We start from the raw sequence: 18,936 nt of genomic DNA, 5'->3' as shown, positions 1-18,936 counted from the left end.
GGGACGGCACCCCCAGCGAATCAGATCAGCGCTGCAACACGCCGCCTCACGCCACCATCCGCAACTGCATCCCGATAAAGTCATGCAGGTCGCTCAACGCCATCGGCTTGCCGTAAAGATACCCCTGCACCACGTCGCACCCGCAGGCGCGCAACAGGTCGCGCTGTTCCTCGGTCTCGACGCCCTCCGCGATCACCTCGATCCCCAACCCACGCGACAGGAACACCATCGCGCTCACCACCGCGGTGTCGGACCGATCCGTGCCGATTTCGCGGATGAAGCTGCGGTCGATCTTCAACCGGGTCAGCGGGTAGCGTTTCAGCAGGCTGAGCGACGCGAAGCCCGTGCCGAAATCGTCGAACGCCACACCCACGCCAAGCTCGCGCAGCACCTTCAGCGGGGGCAGCATCGTCTCGTCGTGACGCAGCGCGATATTCTCGGTGATCTCCAGTTCCAGCGCGGTCGGCGGCAGGCCGGTGCGGGCCAGCACCCCGATCACCTCCTCGGCCAGCCGCCCGGTGCGGAACTGCGCCCCGAACAGGTTCACGCCCATAACCAGCGCCGGCATCCGTCCGCGCAACGCCACCGCATGGTCGCACGCGGTCTCCAGCACCCAGCGGCCCACGTCGGGCGCGAGCAGGCCGTTCTCGATCGTCGGCAGGAACCGCGCCGGCTCCAGCAGCCCCTGTTCCGGATGCCGCCAGCGCAGCAGCGCCTCGACGCCCAGCAGCACGCCGTCGCTGATCCGCACCTGCGGCTGGTAGAAGAGCTCGAACTCCCCCTCGTCGATCGCGCGGCGCAATTCGCCCTCGAACGCGCGCCGGTGGACGACCGCGTCGCGCAACGGCGGCGTGAAGAAACGCCGGCAATTCCGCCCCTCGCCCTTGGCATGGTACATCGCCAGGTCGGCGGCCGACAGCAGGTCCTCGGCATGGTCCCCGTCGTCGGGCGCGGATGCGATGCCGATGCTGGCCCCGATATGGATCACCTGCCCGTCGATCACATAGGGCGCGCCGATCGCGGCGATCATCTGGTCCGCCACCGCGCCCACCGTGCCACGCGCGCTGCCCGTGCCGGGGATCATGATCGCGAACTCGTCGCCACCCAACCGCGCCACGGTATCGATCGGGCGGATGCATTCCAGCACGCGCCGCGCCACTTCGCGCAGGACGACGTCGCCCGCTGTATGGCCCAGCGTGTCGTTGACGTTCTTGAACCCGTCCAGGTCCAGCATCAGCACGGCGAGCGGTTCGTTCGCCGCCATGCACTCCCCGATCCGGGTCAGCATCACGGCACGGTTCGGCAACGCGGTCAGCCCGTCGAGATGCGCCATGTTGAACAGCCGCGTCTCGTTGGCGCGCCGTTCGCGGATGTCGCGGATGATCGCGCCGAAACTCGCCTGCGTCCCTTCCCGCCACATCGACAGCGAGAGCTCGATCGGAAACTCGGTCCCGTCCTTGTGCTCGGCGTCCAGTTCAACCGTGGTGCCGACCATGAACGTCGGGCCGCCCAGCGCCGCGCGGCGCAGGCCACCGTCATGCCCGCCGCGCATCCGCGCCGGCACGATCAGGTCGATCTGTTGTCCGATCGCCTCCTCCGCGGAAAACCCGAACACCCGTTCGCAACCGGCGTTCCAGAACGTGATCCGCCCCATGTCGTCGGCGCAGACGATGCCGTCCGGCGACGTCGCGGCGATGCTCTGGAACCGCGACTGCTCGACCGCCCCGGCCGTCACCGCCCGCCGCGTCTCCAGCCGGTCGGTCACCAGCGCACCCAGCGTCCGCAGATTCTCGCGGTCCGCATCCGACATGCCGTTGCGCGGCCGGTGATCGTTCACGCACAGCGTGCCGAGCGCGAAGCCGTCGGGCGACCGCAACGGAACACCGGCATAGAAACGGACGCGCAGACCGTCCACGACGTTGGGATTGTCGGCGAACCGCACGTCCAGCGTCGCATCGTTCACGACCATGATGTCGTCCTGCGCGATCACATGCCCGCAGAAGGACGTGTCGCGCGGTGCGCTGCAAGCGTCCACCCCGATCCGCGCCGCGAACTGCTGCGTATCGCGGCCGACCAGTGAAATAAGCGCGACCGGTGCCGAGAACATCCGTGCCGCCAGACCGACGATCCGCGTCAGCGCAGGATCCTCGACGTTCGGCTGGATGTCATACGCGGCCAGCGCCAGCAGCCTGGCATCCTCGTTCAAAAGGTGGGGTGCAGCACGCATATCGACTTTCCGGCTGCCAGCGATGCAGCGAATGCTATCTATCGAACGAATATCAACAAGCCCTTACTTACGTCGTCATCGCCCACCGCACCGCCCGGCCCGCCATTGCGGCACCCGTACGCGTCGCGATGCGCACCGGCACCGACCTGTCCAGCCCATGCATCGCGCGCGCCCACCGCGGCAGCAGGTCCACGCCAGCCTCCAGCACCAGCCGCTGGAACGGCACGGCCACCGCATCCGGCGCCGCCTGCGTCAGGATCAGCCGCGCCACGTCCCGGGTCCGTGCATCCGCGCGAAGTTCTGGCCGCGCAGCTTTCATATACGCAGCCGCAGCGCGCCGGGTTGCAGGCACGTCGCGCGCACCCAGTCGCCGCGCCACTTCCGCCATCTCGGCGTGATAGGCGTCCTGCCGCCGCGCCGGAAACCACGGATCACGGTAACGCAGGTGCGCCGCCAGGAAGCTCGTCGTCTCCGCCACATGGACCCAGCCGAGCAGATCCGGGTCGTTCGCGCTGTACGCCGCGCCGCCCGGCACGGTGCCCCTCACGCCCGCATGGATCCGCCGCACGCGCGCGATCGCCGCCTCCGCCGCCGCGGTCGATCCATAGGTAGTGATCCCCACGAACCGTGCGGTACGCAGCAGCCGCCCACGCATGTCGCGCCGAAAATCGCTATGGTCCAGCACGCCCGCCAGCGCGGCCGGATGCAGCATCTGGAGCAGCAGCGACGACACGCCGCCGATCAGCATCGCGGTGACGTCCCCATGCACCGCCCACGCCGCCGATCGTGGCCCGAACAACCCGTCGTCGCCCGGCGGACGATCCAGGCTGCCGTCCGCCCCCAGCAACGCTTCGATCCGCGCGCGGATCGCCGCACGCGGCATGCTCAGCACGGGGTTGCCGCGTCCCTCATCCGGACGGAGCCGGTACGCGCAGCTTGGCCCAGATCGGCAGATGGTCCGACGCCAGCGATGCCTTGTGGCTGTGGTGAACCCCGGAATCGATCACATCCACCCCCGGTCCGACCAGAATCCGGTCGAGCGCCGCCATCGGCCGACGGGCGTGAAAACTCCGCCCCGTCGCCGCGAACCGGTACGTCCCCCCGAAATCGCGCAGGCACCCGCCGTGCAGCGACCATTCGTTCAGGTCGCCCATCAGCACCGTCGGCATCGCCCGCTCGCACGCCGCGACATGCGCGATCACCGCTTTCGCCTGTCGCCGCCGCCACAGCCCCGACAGGTCCAGATGCATCCCCACGATCCGCACGTCGGCGCCGTCCACCCGCACATCGGCCAGCACCGCGCCGCGCGGCTCCAGCACGGGCAGGTCCAGCGGGCGGCAGTCGGTGATCGTCGCGGACTTGCGTACGAAGATCGCATTGCCGTGCCAGCCGATCCCGCCGGGGCGCACCCCGAACCCGACCGGCCGGTAATCGGACCGCTCGGCGATCAGGTCGATCGGGATCGCGGTCAGTTTCGCGCCGAAACGCTGGTCGGCCTCCTGCAACGCGACGATATCGGCGTCGATCTCGTGCAGCACCTCCAGGATCCGGTCCGGCCGCCGCTTCCGGTCGGTGCCGACGGCCTTGTGGACGTTGTAGCTCGCGACGGTGATCGTCCGCGTCATTCGCCCGCGCCGTCCGGCTGGATCCCGAGCGCCTCGCCCGCCGCGGCGACATCACGCGGCGCCACCATCAGCCGCACGCCGCCCATCACGCCCAGCCCCAGCGCCCCGAAACCGTCATCGAACAGCTCGGCCTCGATCCCATCCGCCGCCAGCCGCCCTCGCGCCAGTTCGCCCAGGATCCGATCGGGAAAGCGTGCAAGTTCGATCAAAGACATGGAACCGGCAACGCCCCGTTCCGAAAAAGGGTGCGCAGCCTTCTGCGCCACAGCCAAAGCCGCTGTCGTACATGTCGACCGCGCTGCCGAAGACCGTGACTGGACCCGGCACATCGGCTACCCGTAACCTGCGGAAATAGGGACACTTCCGTACGGGGAACCACGACGATGCTGCTCACCTTGGCACTCATGCTCGCGGCGCCCCAGCTCTGCACCGACATCAAGCGCGAATGCCGCGCCTGCACCACCGTCGCCGGCAGGCGAACCTGCTCCAACATCGGCACCGCCTGCCAGCCCTCGACCCGCATCTGCCGCCCGAAGGAGACTGCAACCCCGGTCGATCGTCCGAAAGCCGCCAAGCCGCGCGATCTTTAACGCCCGGGTCAGGCCGTTCCGCCTACCGTCAGCCCGTCGATCATCAGCGTCGGCTGGCCCACGCCCGCCGGTACCGACTGCCCGCCCTTGCCGCAGACGCCGACGCCCTCGTCCAGCGCCATGTCGTTGCCGATCGCGCGGACCTTGGTCAGCACGGACGGCCCGTCGCCGATCAGCGTCGCACCCTTGATCGGCGCGCCCAGCTTCCCGTTCTCGATCCGGTAGGCCTCGGTGCAGGTGAACACGAACTTGCCGCTCGTGATATCGACCTGCCCGCCGCCGAAGTTGCGCGCATAGATGCCGTTCTTGGCGCGCACGATGATCTCCTCCGGATCGTCCTGCCCGCCCAGCATGAACGTGTTGGTCATGCGTGGCATCGGCGCATGGGCGAAGCTCTGCCGCCGCCCGTTGCCGGTCGGCGCGACGCCCATCAGCCGCGCGTTCAGCCGGTCGTGGATATACCCCTTGAGGATCCCGTCCTCGATCAGCGTGTTGCGCTGCGTCGGCGTCCCCTCGTCGTCGATGGTCAGCGACCCGCGGCGGTGCGCGATCGATCCGTCGTCGATTACGGTCACGCCCGGTGCCGCCACCCGGTCGCCGATCCGCCCGGCGAACGCTGACGATCCCTTGCGGTTGAAATCACCCTCCAAGCCGTGCCCGATCGCCTCGTGCAACAGCACGCCCGGCCAGCCCGCTCCGCATACCACGGTCATCTCGCCCGCCGGTGCGGCCACCGCCTCCAGATTGACCAAGGCGCTGCGCAGCGCCTCGTCGATCGAGCGGCTCCAAACCGCCTCGTCGAACAGGTCGTCGTAGAGATAGCGCCCGCCCAGCCCGTGGAAACCGCTCTCGCGCCGGCCATTCTGCTCGACCACGACGGTCACGTTCAGTCGCACCAGCGGCCGCACGTCGGTCGCGACGAAGCCGTCCGGCCGCACGATCTCGACGACGCTCCACGATCCGCCGAGCCCGACCGACACCTGAACGATGCGCGGATCGCGCGCCCGCGCCGCAGCGTCGATCCGCTGGCACAGCTCCACCTTGCGCGCGAACGGGATCGCCGACAGCGGGTCGTCACCGGTATACAACCCCGCATTGGTCCGCCGCGGCGGTGCGCTGCGCGCGCCGGTCGCGGGGTCGAGCAACGTCATCGTCTCGCCCGCCCGCCGGATCGCGGCCTCGCTCAGCTCGTTGGCATGCGCCAACGCCATCGTCTCGCCCGACACGCCGCGCAGGCCGAACCCCGCCTGCGTGTTGAAATCCGCGGTCTTCAGCCGCCCGTCGTCGAACCCGAAGCTCTCCGACGCCATATATTGCAGGTAGAGCTCACCGTCGTCGCAGCCCTTCAGCGTCTCCGCCGTCAGGCGCAGCGCCGCATCGGGATCGAGCGTATCGCGGTAGAGGAAAGCGCGGGGATCGGTCTGTGTCATCGACGGGATATAAGGGGCTCAGCCGCCCTGCACATCCCCGACCTGCGTCTCGCGCGTGTTGATCGTCCCGCCCGGGGCCGCCTCACCCGCGCCGGTATCGGCCGGCCCACCGATCAACACGAAACGCCGGTCGCAGTAACCGCAATCGACATAACCCTTCTCGTCGATCTGCAACCAGCTGCGCGGATGGCCGAGCGCGGCACCGCCCACGATATCGGTCGCCCCGTCGCACACGATGCGGGCGGTGGTGACACGGGATGTCTCGGGCGCGGTTCCAGTCATGCCCCCGCGTTACCAACCGCGCGTGACCCCCGCAAGCGCATCAATCGCGTCGGAGCCCACGCCGGCGCTACATTTCCCCCGGCCTCCCGCTTTCAACCCGCCCCGCCGCCCGCTATGCGCAGACGCATGACCGAAGCCGCCATCCGCATCCAGAATCTCTGCAAGACCTATGCGGGGGGCAAGCGCGCGCTCGACGGCGTCTCGCTCGATATTCCGCGCGGCACGATCTTCGGCCTGCTCGGCCCGAACGGCGCGGGCAAGTCCACCATGATCAACATCCTGTCCGGCATGGTGAACAAGACCAGCGGCAGCGCGGAAATCTGGGGTTTCGACATCGACGCGCACCCGCGCAACGCAAAGGCGTCGATCGGCATCGTGCCTCAGGAAATCCTGTTCGACCCGTTCTTCTCGCCCTTCGAATCGCTCGAGATCCAGGCCGGCCTCTACGGCGTGCCCAAGGCGAAACGCCGCACGATGGAACTGCTGCGTGCGGTGCATCTTGAGGACAAGGCGAACGCCTATGCCCGCACGCTGTCCGGCGGCATGAAACGCCGGCTGCTCGTCGCGAAAGCGCTCGTCCACACGCCGCCCGTGCTCGTGCTCGACGAACCGACAGCCGGCGTCGACATCGAACTGCGCCAGCAGCTTTGGGCCTATGTGCGCGAACTCAATGCCGGCGGCGTCACCGTCGTCCTCACCACCCATTATCTGGAGGAGGCCGAGGAGCTCTGCGACCGGATCGCGATCATCAACCATGGCCGCGTGATCGCCGACGAACCGACCCCGCAACTCCTCGCCCGCGCACAGGAAAAGGTCGTCGAGGTCACCGTCGACCGCGACCTGACCGTCGCACCCGTCGCCCCCTGCTTCGAAAAGATCGCGCTGAAGGGCGACCGCACCGTTGTCATCACCTATTCCAAGGACAAGGTGAACGCCGGCGAAGTGCTCGCCGCGCTCCAGGCCGCGGGCCTCGGCATAGTCGATGTGTCCACGCGCGAAGCCGATCTGGAAGACGTATTCCTCAACCTCACCCGCGCGGCCGACGCGGCGTAAGACCTGAATCCCGTCACGTAGGGCCTTGCGCCCCAACCCGTTTGGTTCGAGCCTGTCGAGAACCCCGCGCAGAGTTCTCGACAGGCTCGAACCAAACGCCGCCGGAAAGCGGGTCGGAGACAATAGAAGCAGCATGACCGACGCACCCACCGGCCCCCGCCACTACGACATCGTCATCATCGGCTCCGGCGCCGCCGGCCTCACCGCCGCGATCAACCTGGCGCAGAACCACCGCGTCGTCGTGCTGGCAAAGGGCGGCCTCTCCGAAGGATCCACCGCCTGGGCCCAGGGCGGGATCGCCGCGGTGCTCGAGCCCGGCGACACGTTCGAATCGCATATCGAGGACACGATGATCGCGGGCGCTGGCCTGAACGATCGCCGCACCGTCGAATATGTCATCGGCGGCGCGCCGGCCGCGATCGAGCGGCTCGCGGCGCTCGGCGTCCCCTTCAACCCTGGCGAATCGGAACGCTGGCACCTGACGCGCGAGGGCGGCCACAGCCACCGCCGCATCGTGCATGTTGACGACGCCACCGGCTGGGCGGTGCAGCAGGCGTTGGAGAAGGCCGCCGCCGCCAATCCCAACATCACGCTCGTCCCCGACATGGCGGCGATCGACCTCATCACCGGCCGCAACGGCGTGCGCTACTCCGGCGACGGCCGCGTCTGGGGCGTCTACGCGCTCGACCGCGGAACCGGCCGGGTCGAGGCGTTCACCGGCCGCGCGACGATCCTGGCGACCGGTGGTGCCGGCCGCACCTACCTCTATTCCACCGCCCCGCGCGGGGCGACGGGCGACGGCATCGCGATGGCCTGGCGCGCCGGCGCCCGCGTGTCGAACATGGAATTCATGCAATTCCACCCGACCTGCCTCTACAATCTTGAGGTCAAGAATTTCCTGATCACCGAGGCCGTCCGCGGCGAGGGCGGCCATCTGCTGCTCCCCGGGTCCGGCCACCGTTTCATGCCCGACTTCGATCCCCGCGCCGAACTCGCGCCGCGCGACGTCGTGGCGCGCGCGATCGATCACGAGATCAAGCGGCTCGGCCTCGACTATGTCCATCTCGACATCAGCCACCGCCCGCCGGAATTCGTCCGCGAACATTTCCCCAACATCCATGCCAAGCTCCTGACGCTCGGCATCGACATCACCACGCAACCCATCCCGGTCGTGCCGGCGCAGCATTACACCTGCGGCGGGGTGCTGACTGACCTGGACGGCCGCACCGACCTGCCCGGCCTGTACGCGGCGGGCGAGGTGACGCAGTCCGGCCTTCACGGCGCGAACCGGCTGGCGTCCAACTCGCTGCTCGAATGCTTCGTCTTCGGCGAGGCCGCGGCCGACCATATTCACGCCAACTGGGACACGCTCCCGACACCCCCCGCCATCCGCCCGTGGGACGAAAGCCGCGTCTCGCATTCGGACGAGGAAGTCGTCGTCCAGCACAACTGGCGCGAGATCCGGCGTTTCATGTGGGATTTCGTCGGCATCGTCCGCACGACAAAGCGCCTCGAACGCGCCCTCCACCGCATCGAACTGCTCGCCGCGGAAACGGAGGAATATTACGGCACCTTCCACGTCACCGCCGACCTGATCGAACTGCGCAACCTGGTCGAGGTCGCCCGCCTCATCATCCGCTCCGCCCTCTCCCGCAAGGAAAGCCGCGGCCTCCACTACACGCTCGACTATCCGGAGACGGCGCCCGAGGCGGTCGACACGATCCTGGTGCCCTGAACCGGCCCGGGCGGGCCGCCGCCAGACACCCCGAACCAGTGCAAACGCACCCCTCAAGTCCCAGTCGCCAAGCGCCCGCCACGTTGCTACATCGCGTCGGTGTCGAATAATCACCTCTATCTCGTCGACGGGTCCGGATATATCTTCCGCGCCTATCACCGGCTGCCGCCGCTCACCAATCGCAAGGGGGAGCCCGCCGGCGCGGTCTACGGGTTCACCACCATGTTGTGGCGGCTGGTGGACGAGCTTCACACGTCGGACGGCCCGACCCATCTGGCGGTGATCCTCGACGCGTCGTCGCACACGTTCCGCAACGACATGTATGCCGAATACAAGGCGCATCGCCCGCCGCCGCCCGAGGACCTCGTCCCCCAGTTCCCGGTGATCCGCGAGGCGACCCGCGCCTTCTCCGTCCCCTGCATCGAAACCGTCGGGCTGGAGGCGGACGACATCATCGCCTGCTACGCCAAAGCCGCGCTGGCCGAGGGCTGGAAGGTCACGATCGTGAGTTCCGACAAGGACCTGATGCAGCTGATCGAACCCGGGCTCGACATGCTCGACACGATGAACAACCGCCGGCTGGGCGCGGAGTATGTGCAGGAAAAGTTCGGCGTCACGCCGGGCCAGCTCGGCGACGTGCTCGCACTCATGGGCGACGCGGTCGACAATGTCCCCGGCGTCCCCGGCGTCGGGCCGAAGACCGCCAGCCTGCTGATCCAGGAGCATGGGAATCTGGAGGCCGTGCTGGCCGCGGCCGACACGATCAAGAAGCCCAAGCTCCGCCAGTCGCTGATCGACCATGCCGATGCCGCGCGGCTCAGCCGCGAGCTGGTGCGCCTGGCCTGCCACCACCCGCTGCCCGAGCCTTTGGAAGATCTTGCGCTCAAGGGCATTCCACCCGCCCCGTTGCGGGCGTTCCTCGAAGACCAGGGCTTCAAGTCGCTGCTCCTCAAGGTCACCGACGGCCATGTCATCGGCGAACCGGTGCCGCCACCCGCGCCCGTCGCGACCGACGAACCCGCCTTCGTCCATAAGGACTATGAGTGCGTCGTGACGGAGGAGGCGCTCGACCGGTGGATCGCGGAGGCGACCGCCGTCGGCACGATCGCGATTGATACCGAGACCGACCATATCGATTCGATGCGCGCCACGCTGGTCGGCGTGTCGATGGCGATCGCGCCGGGCAAGGCGTGCTACATCCCGATCGGCCATGTCGGCGACGGGCTGCTGTCCGAGGTCCCGACGCAGCTCCCGCGCGAGGTCGTGCTCGACCGGCTCCGCCGGCTGTTCGCCGATCCGGCGGTGCTCAAGATCGGCCAGAACCTGAAATACGACCTCGTCGTGCTGCGCCGCGCGGGCGTCGACGTGACTCCCGCCGACGACACGATGATCCTCAGCTACGATCTCGACGCCGGCCTGCGGAACCACGGCATGGACGACCTGTGCAAGGTCCACCTGTCGCACGACACGATCAGCTTCAAATCGATCTGCGGCACCGGCAAGGCGCAGATCACGTTCGACAAGGTGCCGCTGCCGCAAGCCACCGAATATGCCGCGGAGGACGCCGACGTCACGCTCCGCCTCTGGCGCCGCCTCAAGCCCCGCCTCGCCGCGGAGGCCGCGACACAGGTCTACGAGACGGTCGACCGCCCGCTCGTCACCGTCGTGGCGGAAATGGAGCGCGCCGGGATCAAGGTCGATCGCGCCGAACTGTCGCGCCTGTCGGCCGAGTTCGCCACGCAGATCGCCGTGCTGGAAGGCCAGGTCCACGAAGCCGCCGGCGGCCCGTTCACGATCGGCAGCCCCAAGCAGCTCGGCGAGGTGCTGTTCGACCGGATGGGGCTGAAGGGCGGCCGCAAGGGCAAGTCGGGCGTCTACTCCACCGACGTCACCGAACTGGAACGGCTCGCGGCCGAAGGCGTGCCGATGGCGCGGCTTGTGCTCGAATGGCGCCAGCTGTCGAAGCTCAAATCGACCTATACCGATGCGTTGCAGGCGCAGATCAACCCGGAAACCGGCCGCGTCCACACGAGTTTCAGCCTCGCGGTCGCGCAGACCGGGCGGCTGTCGTCGACCGATCCGAACCTGCAGAACATCCCGATCCGCACTGAAATGGGCCGCCGGATCCGCGACGCGTTCGTGGCGGAGGAAGGCAAGGTCCTGCTCGCCGCCGACTATTCGCAGATCGAACTGCGGCTGGCCGCGCACATGGCCGACGTGCCGCAACTGCGCGCCGCGTTCGCCAACGGCGACGACATCCACAGCCTGACCGCGCAGGAACTGTTCGGCGAGGTCAACCGCGACACGCGCGGCAAGGCCAAGACGATCAACTTCGCGATCCTCTACGGCATCTCCAGCTTCGGTCTCGCGGGCCGGCTCGGCACTGACCGGATCGAGGCGCAGGCCATGATCGACCGCTATTTCGATCGCTTCCCCGGCGTGAAGACCTACATGGCCGACACCATCGCCCAGGTGCGGGACAAGGGCTATGTCACCACGCTGTTCGGCCGCAAGACGCACCTGCCCGGCATCCGCGGCAAGACCGTCGGCGAACGCCAGTCGGCGGAGCGTCAGGCGGTCAACGCCCCGATTCAGGGCACGTCGGCCGACATCATCAAGCGCGCGATGGTGCGGGTCGGTCCGCAACTCGAACTGGCGGGGCTGCGTACCGTACGCATGCTGTTGCAGGTCCACGACGAACTGGTGTTCGAACTCGATCCGTCCGAAGTCGACGCCGCCTCCGCCGTGATCCGCGACGTGATGGCCGGCGCCGCCGAGCCCGCGGTGACGCTCTCCGTCCCGCTCGGCGTCGAAATCGGCACGGGCAAGAGCTGGGGCGCCGCGCATTGATCGCGCCCGCCATTCGGCATCCGACGTTGGTTGACGCCGCACGCACCGCGATCTCCCCGGCGCCACCGCCCGGCGCGGATATCGAGGCGCTGGCCAAGGGCGGCCGCACCAACTTCTTCGGCTTCCTGCTACGGCTTGCCGCGCGGCTGCCGTTCCTGTTCATCGCGGGCCGCATCTACGGCACCGATGCGCTCGGCCGCTTCGCGCTTGCCACGATCACGGTGGAATTCGCGGCACAGCTCGCCACGCTCGGCCTGAAACGCGGGCTGGCGCAGCAGCTGACCCGCGCGAAGGATCGCCCGCACGTCCATATCGTCTACGATGCGATGCTGGTCGGCATGGTCGGGTCCGCCGCCGCCGCGGCGCTCCTCATCTTCATCCCCGACCTGATGTTCCCCAACAGCCGGATCAACGGGCTCGACTGGCTGCTCCCGCTCACCGTCTTCGGCTGGGCCGGGTCGGACATCGCGCTCGCGGCCCTCGCCTATCGCGGCGACGTGGGCGCCACGGTCAAGGCGCGCGCGCTGATCGAACCCTGGACGATCAGCATCGCCGCGTTCGCGCTGTCCTTCTACTCGATCCGCGACGGGCTGATCCTGTCCTACGTGCTGTCGACGATCGCCGCGTTCGTCGCCTCGATCATTCCGCTCTGGCGCAGCTACGGCCGCCCGACCGGCTGGCGACCGCGACCGCGCGAACTGGCCGGCATCGCGCGGCGCAACCTGCCGCTGGCGGGCGCAGACGCGATCGAATGGGGCTCGCGCCGCATCGACATCTACATCCTCGGCATCTTCTTCGCGCCGCAGATCGTCGGCATCTACTGGGCCGCGCAACAGGTCGCCTCGCTGCCGCAAAAGCTCAAGACCAGCTTCGATCCGATCCTCGGCCCCGTCATCACGCAGAATCTGGCGGACGGCAACAAGGCCGCCGTCGCCCACCAGGTGCGGCAGGTCGGCTTCTGGATCATCGCGGCGCAGACCGGCATCGCGCTCGCCCTCGCCATCCCGGGCGAGGCGGTGATGGGCCTGATGGGGCCGAGCTTCGTCGTCGGCACCGGCGCGCTCGCCTTCCTGCTCGCCGCCGAGGCGATCGCGGCCACCGCGGCGGTCAGCGAATCCGCGCTCATTTACGTGGCGCGCTACCGCAACCTCGCGGTCTCGGTGGGGATGATCGTCATGCAGACCGCGCTGTCGGTCGTGCTGATCCATGCGATCCGCCACGTCATGCCCTGGGCCGCGCGCACCGGCTGGGTCCCGGTGTCCGGCGATCCGCGGACCGATCCGGTCTCCGCCGCCGGCGTCGCGATCGCGCTGATGGCCGCCCTCGGCATGGCCTCGGTCGTGAAGGCGCGGATGCTCCGCCGGATGCTCGACGCGCGCGTGTCCGGCTGGCGCTGGGCGCTCGTCCCCGCCACCGCGCTCGCGCTCCTGGCCGGCGGGATCGCGCTGCTGCTACCGGAATGGGCGCAGCTCGTGATCGGCATCCCGCTGATCCTCGGCGCCTACGGCATCGTCATCTGGTACCGCGGCTTCGGCACCGAGGACCGCGTCCTGTTCAAGATGGGCCACAAGACCCCCGCCCCCCTCCCAGCGACGACGGCCTAACGCTGGCGGAAGCGGAAGGGCGAGCGCCCGACCCCGACCCCCAGGCCCCAAACCGTCATCCCGGCGAAAGCCGGGATCTCCCTTCGCTAAAGCGCGCACCTCCAGCCCAAGGGAGATCCCGGCCTACGCCGGGATGACGACTGCGGGTGACGCCAAACCTCAATGCCGGAAATGGCGCATCCCGGTGAACAGCATCGCCAGCCCGGCCTCGTCCGCCGCCGCGATCACGTCTGCATCGCGGATCGATCCGCCCGGCTGGATAACCGCGGTCGCCCCCGCCTCGACCGCCGCCATCAACCCGTCCGCGAACGGGAAGAACGCGTCCGACGCGACCGCCGACCCGATCGTCAACGGCGTGGCCCAGCCCGCCTTGTCCGCCGCATCCTTCGCCTTCCAAGCCGCGATCCGCGCGGACTCAAGCCGGTTCATCTGCCCCGCGCCGATCCCCGCGGTCTGCCCGCCACGCGCATAGACGATCGCGTTCGACTTCACATGCTTGGCCACCGTCCACGCGAACAGGCAGTCCGCCATCTCCTCCGCGGTCGGCTGGCGCTTCGTCACCACGGTCAGGTCGGCCGCCGCCACATGCCCCGCATCGCGCGACTGGACCAGCATCCCGCCCGCGATCGATTTCAGCATCAGCCCCCCGCGCGCCGGATCGGGCAGCGTACCGGTCAACAGCAGCCGCAGATTCTTCTTCCCCGCGAACACCGCGCGCGCCGCATCGTCCGCGCCCGGCGCCACGACGACCTCGGTAAAGATCCCGCTGATCGCCTCCGCCGTCGGCCCGTCGAGCGGCCGGTTCACCGCGATGATCCCGCCGAACGCCGACACCGTGTCGCACGCGAACGCCGCGCGATACGCCTCGATCAGCGTGTCCGCTGACGCCACGCCGCACGGGTTGGCATGCTTCACGATCACCACTGTCGGCGGCCCGTCGCGGAACTCGGCGACCAGCTCCAGCGCCGCATCCGCGTCGTTATAATTGTTGTAGCTCAGCGCCTTGCCCTGAACCTGCTCCGCCTGCGCAATGCCCGCCGCCCCGATCGCAGGCAGGTACAGCGCCGCCTGCTGATGCGGATTCTCACCGTAGCGCAGCTCCGCCGCCTTGGTCAGCGCCACCGTCATGCTCGCCGGCAGGGTCTCGCCCTGGTCCACCTCGGCGAACCACGCGCCGATCGCGGCGTCATAGGCGGCCGTCGCGGCAAACGCCTTGGCCGCCAGCTTGCGCCGCATGTCGAGCGTCGTGCCGCCATCCGCCTCGATCTGCGCGATCAGCTCGGGATAGTCCGCCGGGTCGGTCGCGATTGCGACGAATGCATGGTTCTTCGCCGCCGACCGTACCATCGACGGCCCGCCAATGTCGATATTCTCGATCACCTCATCGCGCGCGGCGCCCTTCGCCACGGTCTGCGCGAACGGATAGAGGTTGACCACCACCAGGTCGATCGCCCCGATCCCGTGCGCCTCCATCGCCGCGACATGCGCCGCGTCGTCGCGCACCGCGAGCAGCCCGCCATGGACCAGCGGATGCAGCGTCTTCACCCGCCCGTCCATCATCTCGGGAAAGCCGGTCAGCTCGGACACGTCGCGCACGTCCAGCCCGGCGTCGCGCAACGCCTTCGCCGTCCCGCCGGTCGACACCAGCTCCACCCCCCGCGCGGCCAGCGCCCGCCCAAGCTCGACAAGCCCGCTCTTGTCGGACACCGACAGCAATGCACGGCGAATGGGAATGGCGGTCATGGGGTCAGCTCCGGCGATGATGGCAAGCGCGCGCCCCTTAGCGCGACACGCCCCCGCGGTCACCCGGCTTCCGACGGACGGGTGCCTGATCCGTCTCGACACGGTCTGTGAAAAAGCCAAGACTCGGCCACGTTTTCAGAACCGCCGTTCATTCAACTTCGTCAGGCGAGTAGAGGGTGTGCTGGTCTTCGCGGGGTCTACTCGCAAGTTGGTCTATGCTCGTGATTGGCCAGAACTTCCGAAACCCGCCAGCGTCGCCAGACACCGTCGTCAACCAAGTGTAGCATGTCACCGCGACCGGCGAGCAAGGTTGGTCTGTCCCAATCCGGCTTCGATGCGTTCGCTGAGGTGGAACGGCGACGGAGAGGGAGATCGTAGCGTGCGAGCAGGCGAACACTCTCGCCTTCTCCGCCCCCTTCCAACGATACCAATGCCAGTCGGCTTGCGTCCTCCTCATAGCCGCCGGCGACCAGAGCGCATGAGCCGTCGATTGCAACTGCGCTTGGCCCTGCCAGCTCGCTCGTCCACCAGCGCACGGGCTGGTTAGGAGATAAGCGCAAAAGCGGGAACTCAGTATAGGGGCACGCCCATGCCTCATCCCCAGTGACCGTCAGTGCGTAACAGTCATCAATCCGCCCAACTTCAGGAATCGGCGGCAACGGTATGAAGGCTCCGGTAGCGTCGAAACAGCCAATTCCTCTGCTCGATGGCGGTCGCTCTTCTCCAGCAACGCGCCACTTCTCGTTGTACGGCCCGGCGATGCCTTCATCGAACCAGCTGACCCATATCCGGCCTACGCTGTCTATGCCGATGTCCTGAATGCCGTCCCCGAGTAAGAAGCGGTTAAGAAGGGTACCGTCGGGCCCAAACACGCGGGCATTTGACTTGGCGTCGGTTCGCCCCCCCACCACCAACCAGCGCCCGTCCGCGAACCGATCAATAAGCGAGTGAGGCGTTTCCAGTTCAATACTAAGCTCTAAATACCAGCCGGCGTCCCCCAAAACCATGAGTCCCGTCCTGCCGGCGTTCAACAGTTCTTGCAGGCGGCTGGGTGGATCTTCTGCCGCAAGAATACGTGTTCGTTCTGCGTCGATGTCGATGTTACAAGCGGCCACCGCAAGCTTGCCACCCACTGTTATAGCGTACCGCTTCGGGTGCCAGCCTGCCGGGAGCGCAGGAAGTGGCGTTGGGGGCAACAAGGACAGCGCATCAACCAAAGCTGTGGGCTTCGTCATAACATCCATGTCGTCACTTCTGCTTTGGTGTCCAGAACGACTGTTCCGCTATCCACCACAAACGGACATTCACTCCGGTGACGGGAGTGAGCCTTCCCTTAACTACCACCGCCCTCAGGCCATCTTCCGCAACACCCATCCCGCTTCCGCCCCACCCGGCGGCACTTCGCCGGTCAGCACCAGCTGGCACGTCGCGCGGGGGCGGCCGGCGGGGTCGATCCAGAGGCTGTCCTCCACCGCCAGCGCGCCGCCGCGCGATCGGAATTGCCACGATCCGCCGTCCTGGAACCGCAGCAGCGCGCCCTGCCCGTCCGCGGTCACCGACGCGCTGATCCCTGGCGCCAGATGGAAGCGAATCGCGAACCCGTCGCTGCCCGACCGCCGCCGGCGCGGCGCGGGCAGCAGCACGTCCTCGCCGCGCAGCTCGCGCCCGTCGGACGACAGCATCAGCTGCCGCCGGTGGATCAGCCCGTGGCGACGCGCATAGCCATCGTGCGACGCATCGATTCGGCTGCCGGTGTCCAGCTCCTGCCGGTCGAGCTCCACTTCCTTCACCCCGCGGCCGAGCGACCCGTCGGCGTGCAGCGCGGTCGAATTGGTATCGGCCAGCGTCAGCGTCGAATGCGCCGCCGTCGTGCGCAGCCCTTCGGTCAGGTCGTCCGGCAGCGACGCCAGCCCCGTACTGCCGCCGCAGTTCACGATCAGCCGGCGCGGCCCGTCCGACATCTCGAACGCCAGCGTCGACGCACAGCCCCCGGTCGACAGCCGCGCGACCGGCGGCGGCGCGGCATCGACCACCAGCAGCGTCCCCTGCGCCGACAGCCGCTGATACCCCCAGTCGCGCGCCTGGCGCAGTGGCCGGGTGCGCACGCCCGACGCGGTCACCGCCTGCGCCACGCGCGCCGCCGACACCGGCCCGCCGCCCTGCCAGCTCGACAACCCGCCATCGCCCAGCGTCACGCCTAGCAACGCGGGCACCGCGCGCGCCAGCACCGCGGACAGCATCTCCGGCACGTCGCGCCGCCGCGCCGCATAGACCGCGTTCAGTTGCGACAGCAGTTCGGCCAGCTCGAGCTGCGCGGTCGGCGACCGGCTGGTCAGCCCGCCATCCGCCAGCACGCTGACCGCCAGCGCCTTGCCCAATCCCGCCTCGCCGTGGGCCAGCCGCACGTCGCCACCCGGGATCAGCAGACCCGCCGCCACCACGCCCGCCCATGCGGCGATCCGCGGCAACCCCGGCGGCGCCTTGTCCGCCCCGCGGTCCAAATGCCGCGCCCCCTGCGCCAGCGCGTTCAGCACGGCGGAGCGGTAGACGATATCGTGCGACGACAGGATCAGCGGGGCATGCGCGCCCCAGGCCAGGATCCGCCGCCCCCAATGGTCCGGCCGCCAGCCCGCATCGGTCACCCCGCCGCCATGCGCGCCCAGCCATTGCCGCACGATCAGCTCGGCGATCGGCGCGGTCCGTTCGCGCGGCCCCGCGGCGGCCAGATCGCGCAGGAACCCGAATGTCTGGATATGATCGACCAGCGCCGCCGGGATCGTCGCGGGATTGCCGAAATCGACCATCGCCAGTTCCACCGCGACCCCGCGATGCCGGACCCAGCCCTCCAGCAGCTCCGCCCCGTCACCCGGGTGACCCGGGATCGGATCGACCGGCACCGCCAGCAGCTTCAGCGGATAGCGCCCGCGCAGCCGCAGCGAATGGAGCGGCGACCGCCAGGCCAGCCGCTGCAACGTCGCGGCCAGCCGCCCGCCCAGCGAAACGCCCTGTTCGCCGCCCACGCGGATCAACTGCCGACCGGGCTCGATCGCATCGCTCGGCCCGGTCTCGTTCATACTGCGGCGGTGGGCTCTGCCGCGGCCGGCTTCGAGGGGGTCTGGCCAACCGGCCCGCGCATCGCGGCGATGTTGCCCGCATAGGCATCCGGCCCGCCGCGGAACGTCGCCGTGCCCGCCACCAGCACGTCGGCCCCGGCGGCGATCGCCAGCGGCGCGGTCTCGGCATCGATCCCGCCGTCGACCTGCAGGTGGATCTCGCGGCCGGTCTTGTCGATCATCCGCCGCACCGCCTCGATCTTGCGGAGCTGGCTGGTGATGAAGCTCTGCCCGCCGAAACCGGGGTTCACGGTCATCACCACCACCATGTCGACATCGTCGATCAGGTAGTCGAGCATCTTGGCGGGGGTCCCCGGGTTCAGCACGACGCCGGCCTTGCATCCCAGGTCGCGGATCCGCTGCACCGTCCGGTGGATATGCGGCCCGGCCTCGACATGCACGCTGATCCGGTCCGCCCCGGCCTGCGCGAACGCATCGAGATAGAAGTCGACCGGCGCGATCATCAAATGGACGTCGATCGGCAGCGTCGTATGCGGCCGGATCGCCTTGAGCACACCGGAACCGATCGAGATGTTCGGCACGAAATGCCCGTCCATCACATCGAAATGCACCCAGTCCGCGCCCGCCGCGCCGATCGCCCGCACTTCATCGCCCAACCGCGCGAAATCCGCGGAAAGGATGGACGGCGCGATCAGGATGGGGCGTGACATGGTAAAGCTGTAT

At 68.6% G+C, this 18,936-nt stretch carries 15 protein-coding genes; 5 read left to right on the top strand and 10 right to left on the bottom strand.

Translation table 11 applies throughout. The features are described 5' to 3' along the window. Positions 1-46: 46 nt before the first annotated feature. From ACFSGX_RS00940 to ACFSGX_RS00925, 4 genes are all read right to left on the bottom strand, one after another. Positions 47-2,227, bottom strand: a complete 2,181-nt coding sequence (locus tag ACFSGX_RS00940; protein ID WP_380926782.1) for a putative bifunctional diguanylate cyclase/phosphodiesterase — start codon at positions 2,225-2,227, stop codon at positions 47-49. Between the two features lie 67 nt (positions 2,228-2,294). After that, positions 2,295-3,110 (bottom strand): oxygenase MpaB family protein, encoded by an 816-nt coding sequence (locus ACFSGX_RS00935; protein WP_380928187.1) that lies wholly within the window; start codon positions 3,108-3,110, stop codon positions 2,295-2,297. A gap of 25 nt (positions 3,111-3,135) precedes the next feature. Further along, the gene (locus ACFSGX_RS00930; protein WP_380926780.1) at positions 3,136-3,852 is read right to left on the bottom strand and encodes an endonuclease/exonuclease/phosphatase family protein; all 717 of its coding nucleotides are present in this window, start codon (positions 3,850-3,852) and stop codon (positions 3,136-3,138) included. After that, the gene (locus ACFSGX_RS00925) at positions 3,849-4,067 is read right to left on the bottom strand and encodes a putative signal transducing protein (protein ID WP_380926778.1); all 219 of its coding nucleotides are present in this window, start codon (positions 4,065-4,067) and stop codon (positions 3,849-3,851) included. Before ACFSGX_RS00925 ends, ACFSGX_RS00930 begins: the two co-directional genes overlap by 4 nt. A 168-nt stretch (positions 4,068-4,235) precedes the next feature. On the opposite strand from ACFSGX_RS00925, the gene ACFSGX_RS00920 reads away from it, so the two are divergent. Continuing rightward, the gene (locus ACFSGX_RS00920) at positions 4,236-4,442 is read left to right on the top strand and encodes a hypothetical protein (RefSeq protein WP_380926776.1); all 207 of its coding nucleotides are present in this window, start codon (positions 4,236-4,238) and stop codon (positions 4,440-4,442) included. A gap of 8 nt (positions 4,443-4,450) precedes the next feature. Here the strand turns inward: ACFSGX_RS00920 and tldD are convergent, their stop codons facing one another. Both tldD and ACFSGX_RS00910 read right to left on the bottom strand, forming a co-directional pair. Beyond that, a complete protein-coding gene (gene tldD / locus ACFSGX_RS00915) occupies positions 4,451-5,872 on the bottom strand; it encodes a metalloprotease TldD (RefSeq protein ID WP_380926774.1) in 1,422 nt (473 codons plus the stop codon). Between the two features lie 18 nt (positions 5,873-5,890). Continuing rightward, on the bottom strand, positions 5,891-6,154 hold the full coding sequence (locus ACFSGX_RS00910) for a zinc-finger domain-containing protein (protein WP_157176692.1): 264 nt from the start codon (positions 6,152-6,154) through the stop codon (positions 5,891-5,893). Positions 6,155-6,280: 126 nt separating this feature from the next. Between ACFSGX_RS00910 and ACFSGX_RS00905 the strand changes: the two genes are divergently transcribed. The 4 genes from ACFSGX_RS00905 to ACFSGX_RS00890 all read left to right on the top strand — a co-directional run bounded on the left by ACFSGX_RS00905 (position 6,281) and on the right by ACFSGX_RS00890 (position 13,396). Then, on the top strand, positions 6,281-7,207 hold the full coding sequence (locus ACFSGX_RS00905) for an ABC transporter ATP-binding protein (protein WP_157176691.1): 927 nt from the start codon (positions 6,281-6,283) through the stop codon (positions 7,205-7,207). 133 nt (positions 7,208-7,340) lie between these two features. Further along, the gene (gene nadB, locus ACFSGX_RS00900) at positions 7,341-8,942 is read left to right on the top strand and encodes an L-aspartate oxidase (protein ID WP_380926773.1); all 1,602 of its coding nucleotides are present in this window, start codon (positions 7,341-7,343) and stop codon (positions 8,940-8,942) included. 99 nt (positions 8,943-9,041) lie between these two features. Next, complete coding sequence (polA, locus tag ACFSGX_RS00895) at positions 9,042-11,792, top strand: DNA polymerase I (RefSeq protein ID WP_380926771.1); 2,751 nt, start codon at positions 9,042-9,044, stop codon at positions 11,790-11,792. A 26-nt stretch (positions 11,793-11,818) separates the two neighbouring features. Next, a complete protein-coding gene (locus ACFSGX_RS00890; RefSeq protein WP_380926769.1) occupies positions 11,819-13,396 on the top strand; it encodes a lipopolysaccharide biosynthesis protein in 1,578 nt (525 codons plus the stop codon). A 159-nt stretch (positions 13,397-13,555) separates the two neighbouring features. Here ACFSGX_RS00890 and purH read toward each other — a convergent pair whose 3' ends face one another. From purH to rpe, 4 genes are all read right to left on the bottom strand, one after another. Next, entirely contained in the window at positions 13,556-15,139 is a 1,584-nt protein-coding gene (gene purH, locus ACFSGX_RS00885; protein ID WP_380926768.1) for a bifunctional phosphoribosylaminoimidazolecarboxamide formyltransferase/IMP cyclohydrolase, read from the bottom strand. Positions 15,140-15,336: 197 nt separating this feature from the next. Continuing rightward, positions 15,337-16,374: a hypothetical protein gene (locus ACFSGX_RS00880; protein ID WP_380926766.1), complete on the bottom strand. Its 1,038-nt coding sequence runs from the start codon at positions 16,372-16,374 to the stop codon at positions 15,337-15,339. A 114-nt stretch (positions 16,375-16,488) separates the two neighbouring features. Then, a complete protein-coding gene (locus tag ACFSGX_RS00875) occupies positions 16,489-18,213 on the bottom strand; it encodes a heparinase II/III family protein (RefSeq protein WP_380926764.1) in 1,725 nt (574 codons plus the stop codon). Continuing rightward, complete coding sequence (gene rpe, locus ACFSGX_RS00870; protein WP_380926762.1) at positions 18,210-18,923, bottom strand: ribulose-phosphate 3-epimerase; 714 nt, start codon at positions 18,921-18,923, stop codon at positions 18,210-18,212. The genes ACFSGX_RS00875 and rpe overlap by 4 nt, the downstream gene beginning before the upstream one ends. Positions 18,924-18,936: the final 13 nt, after the last annotated feature.

This window comes from Sphingomonas arantia, assembly GCF_042682045.1.
GTDB lineage: Bacteria > Pseudomonadota > Alphaproteobacteria > Sphingomonadales > Sphingomonadaceae > Sphingomonas_R > Sphingomonas_R arantia.
The sequence above is the reverse complement of the archived record's forward strand: the minus strand, read 5'-3'. Positions and strand labels throughout refer to the sequence as shown.

Bases quoted from the DNA above. Each gene is read 5' to 3' on its own strand.
- ACFSGX_RS00880 (WP_380926766.1), bottom strand. From the start codon at position 16,374: ATGACGAAGCCCACAGCTTTGGTTGATGCGCTGTCCTTGTTGCCCCCA.
- ACFSGX_RS00875 (WP_380926764.1), bottom strand. From the start codon at position 18,213: ATGAACGAGACCGGGCCGAGCGATGCGATCGAGCCCGGTCGGCAGTTG.
- ACFSGX_RS00935 (WP_380928187.1), bottom strand. From the start codon at position 3,110: ATGCCGCGTGCGGCGATCCGCGCGCGGATCGAAGCGTTGCTGGGGGCG.
- ACFSGX_RS00920 (WP_380926776.1), top strand. From the start codon at position 4,236: ATGCTGCTCACCTTGGCACTCATGCTCGCGGCGCCCCAGCTCTGCACC.
- ACFSGX_RS00925 (WP_380926778.1), bottom strand. From the start codon at position 4,067: ATGTCTTTGATCGAACTTGCACGCTTTCCCGATCGGATCCTGGGCGAA.
- ACFSGX_RS00930 (WP_380926780.1), bottom strand. From the start codon at position 3,852: ATGACGCGGACGATCACCGTCGCGAGCTACAACGTCCACAAGGCCGTC.
- nadB (WP_380926773.1), top strand. From the start codon at position 7,341: ATGACCGACGCACCCACCGGCCCCCGCCACTACGACATCGTCATCATC.
- ACFSGX_RS00905 (WP_157176691.1), top strand. From the start codon at position 6,281: ATGACCGAAGCCGCCATCCGCATCCAGAATCTCTGCAAGACCTATGCG.
- ACFSGX_RS00940 (WP_380926782.1), bottom strand. From the start codon at position 2,227: ATGCGTGCTGCACCCCACCTTTTGAACGAGGATGCCAGGCTGCTGGCG.
- rpe (WP_380926762.1), bottom strand. From the start codon at position 18,923: ATGTCACGCCCCATCCTGATCGCGCCGTCCATCCTTTCCGCGGATTTC.
- purH (WP_380926768.1), bottom strand. From the start codon at position 15,139: ATGACCGCCATTCCCATTCGCCGTGCATTGCTGTCGGTGTCCGACAAG.
- ACFSGX_RS00910 (WP_157176692.1), bottom strand. From the start codon at position 6,154: ATGACTGGAACCGCGCCCGAGACATCCCGTGTCACCACCGCCCGCATC.
- tldD (WP_380926774.1), bottom strand. From the start codon at position 5,872: ATGACACAGACCGATCCCCGCGCTTTCCTCTACCGCGATACGCTCGAT.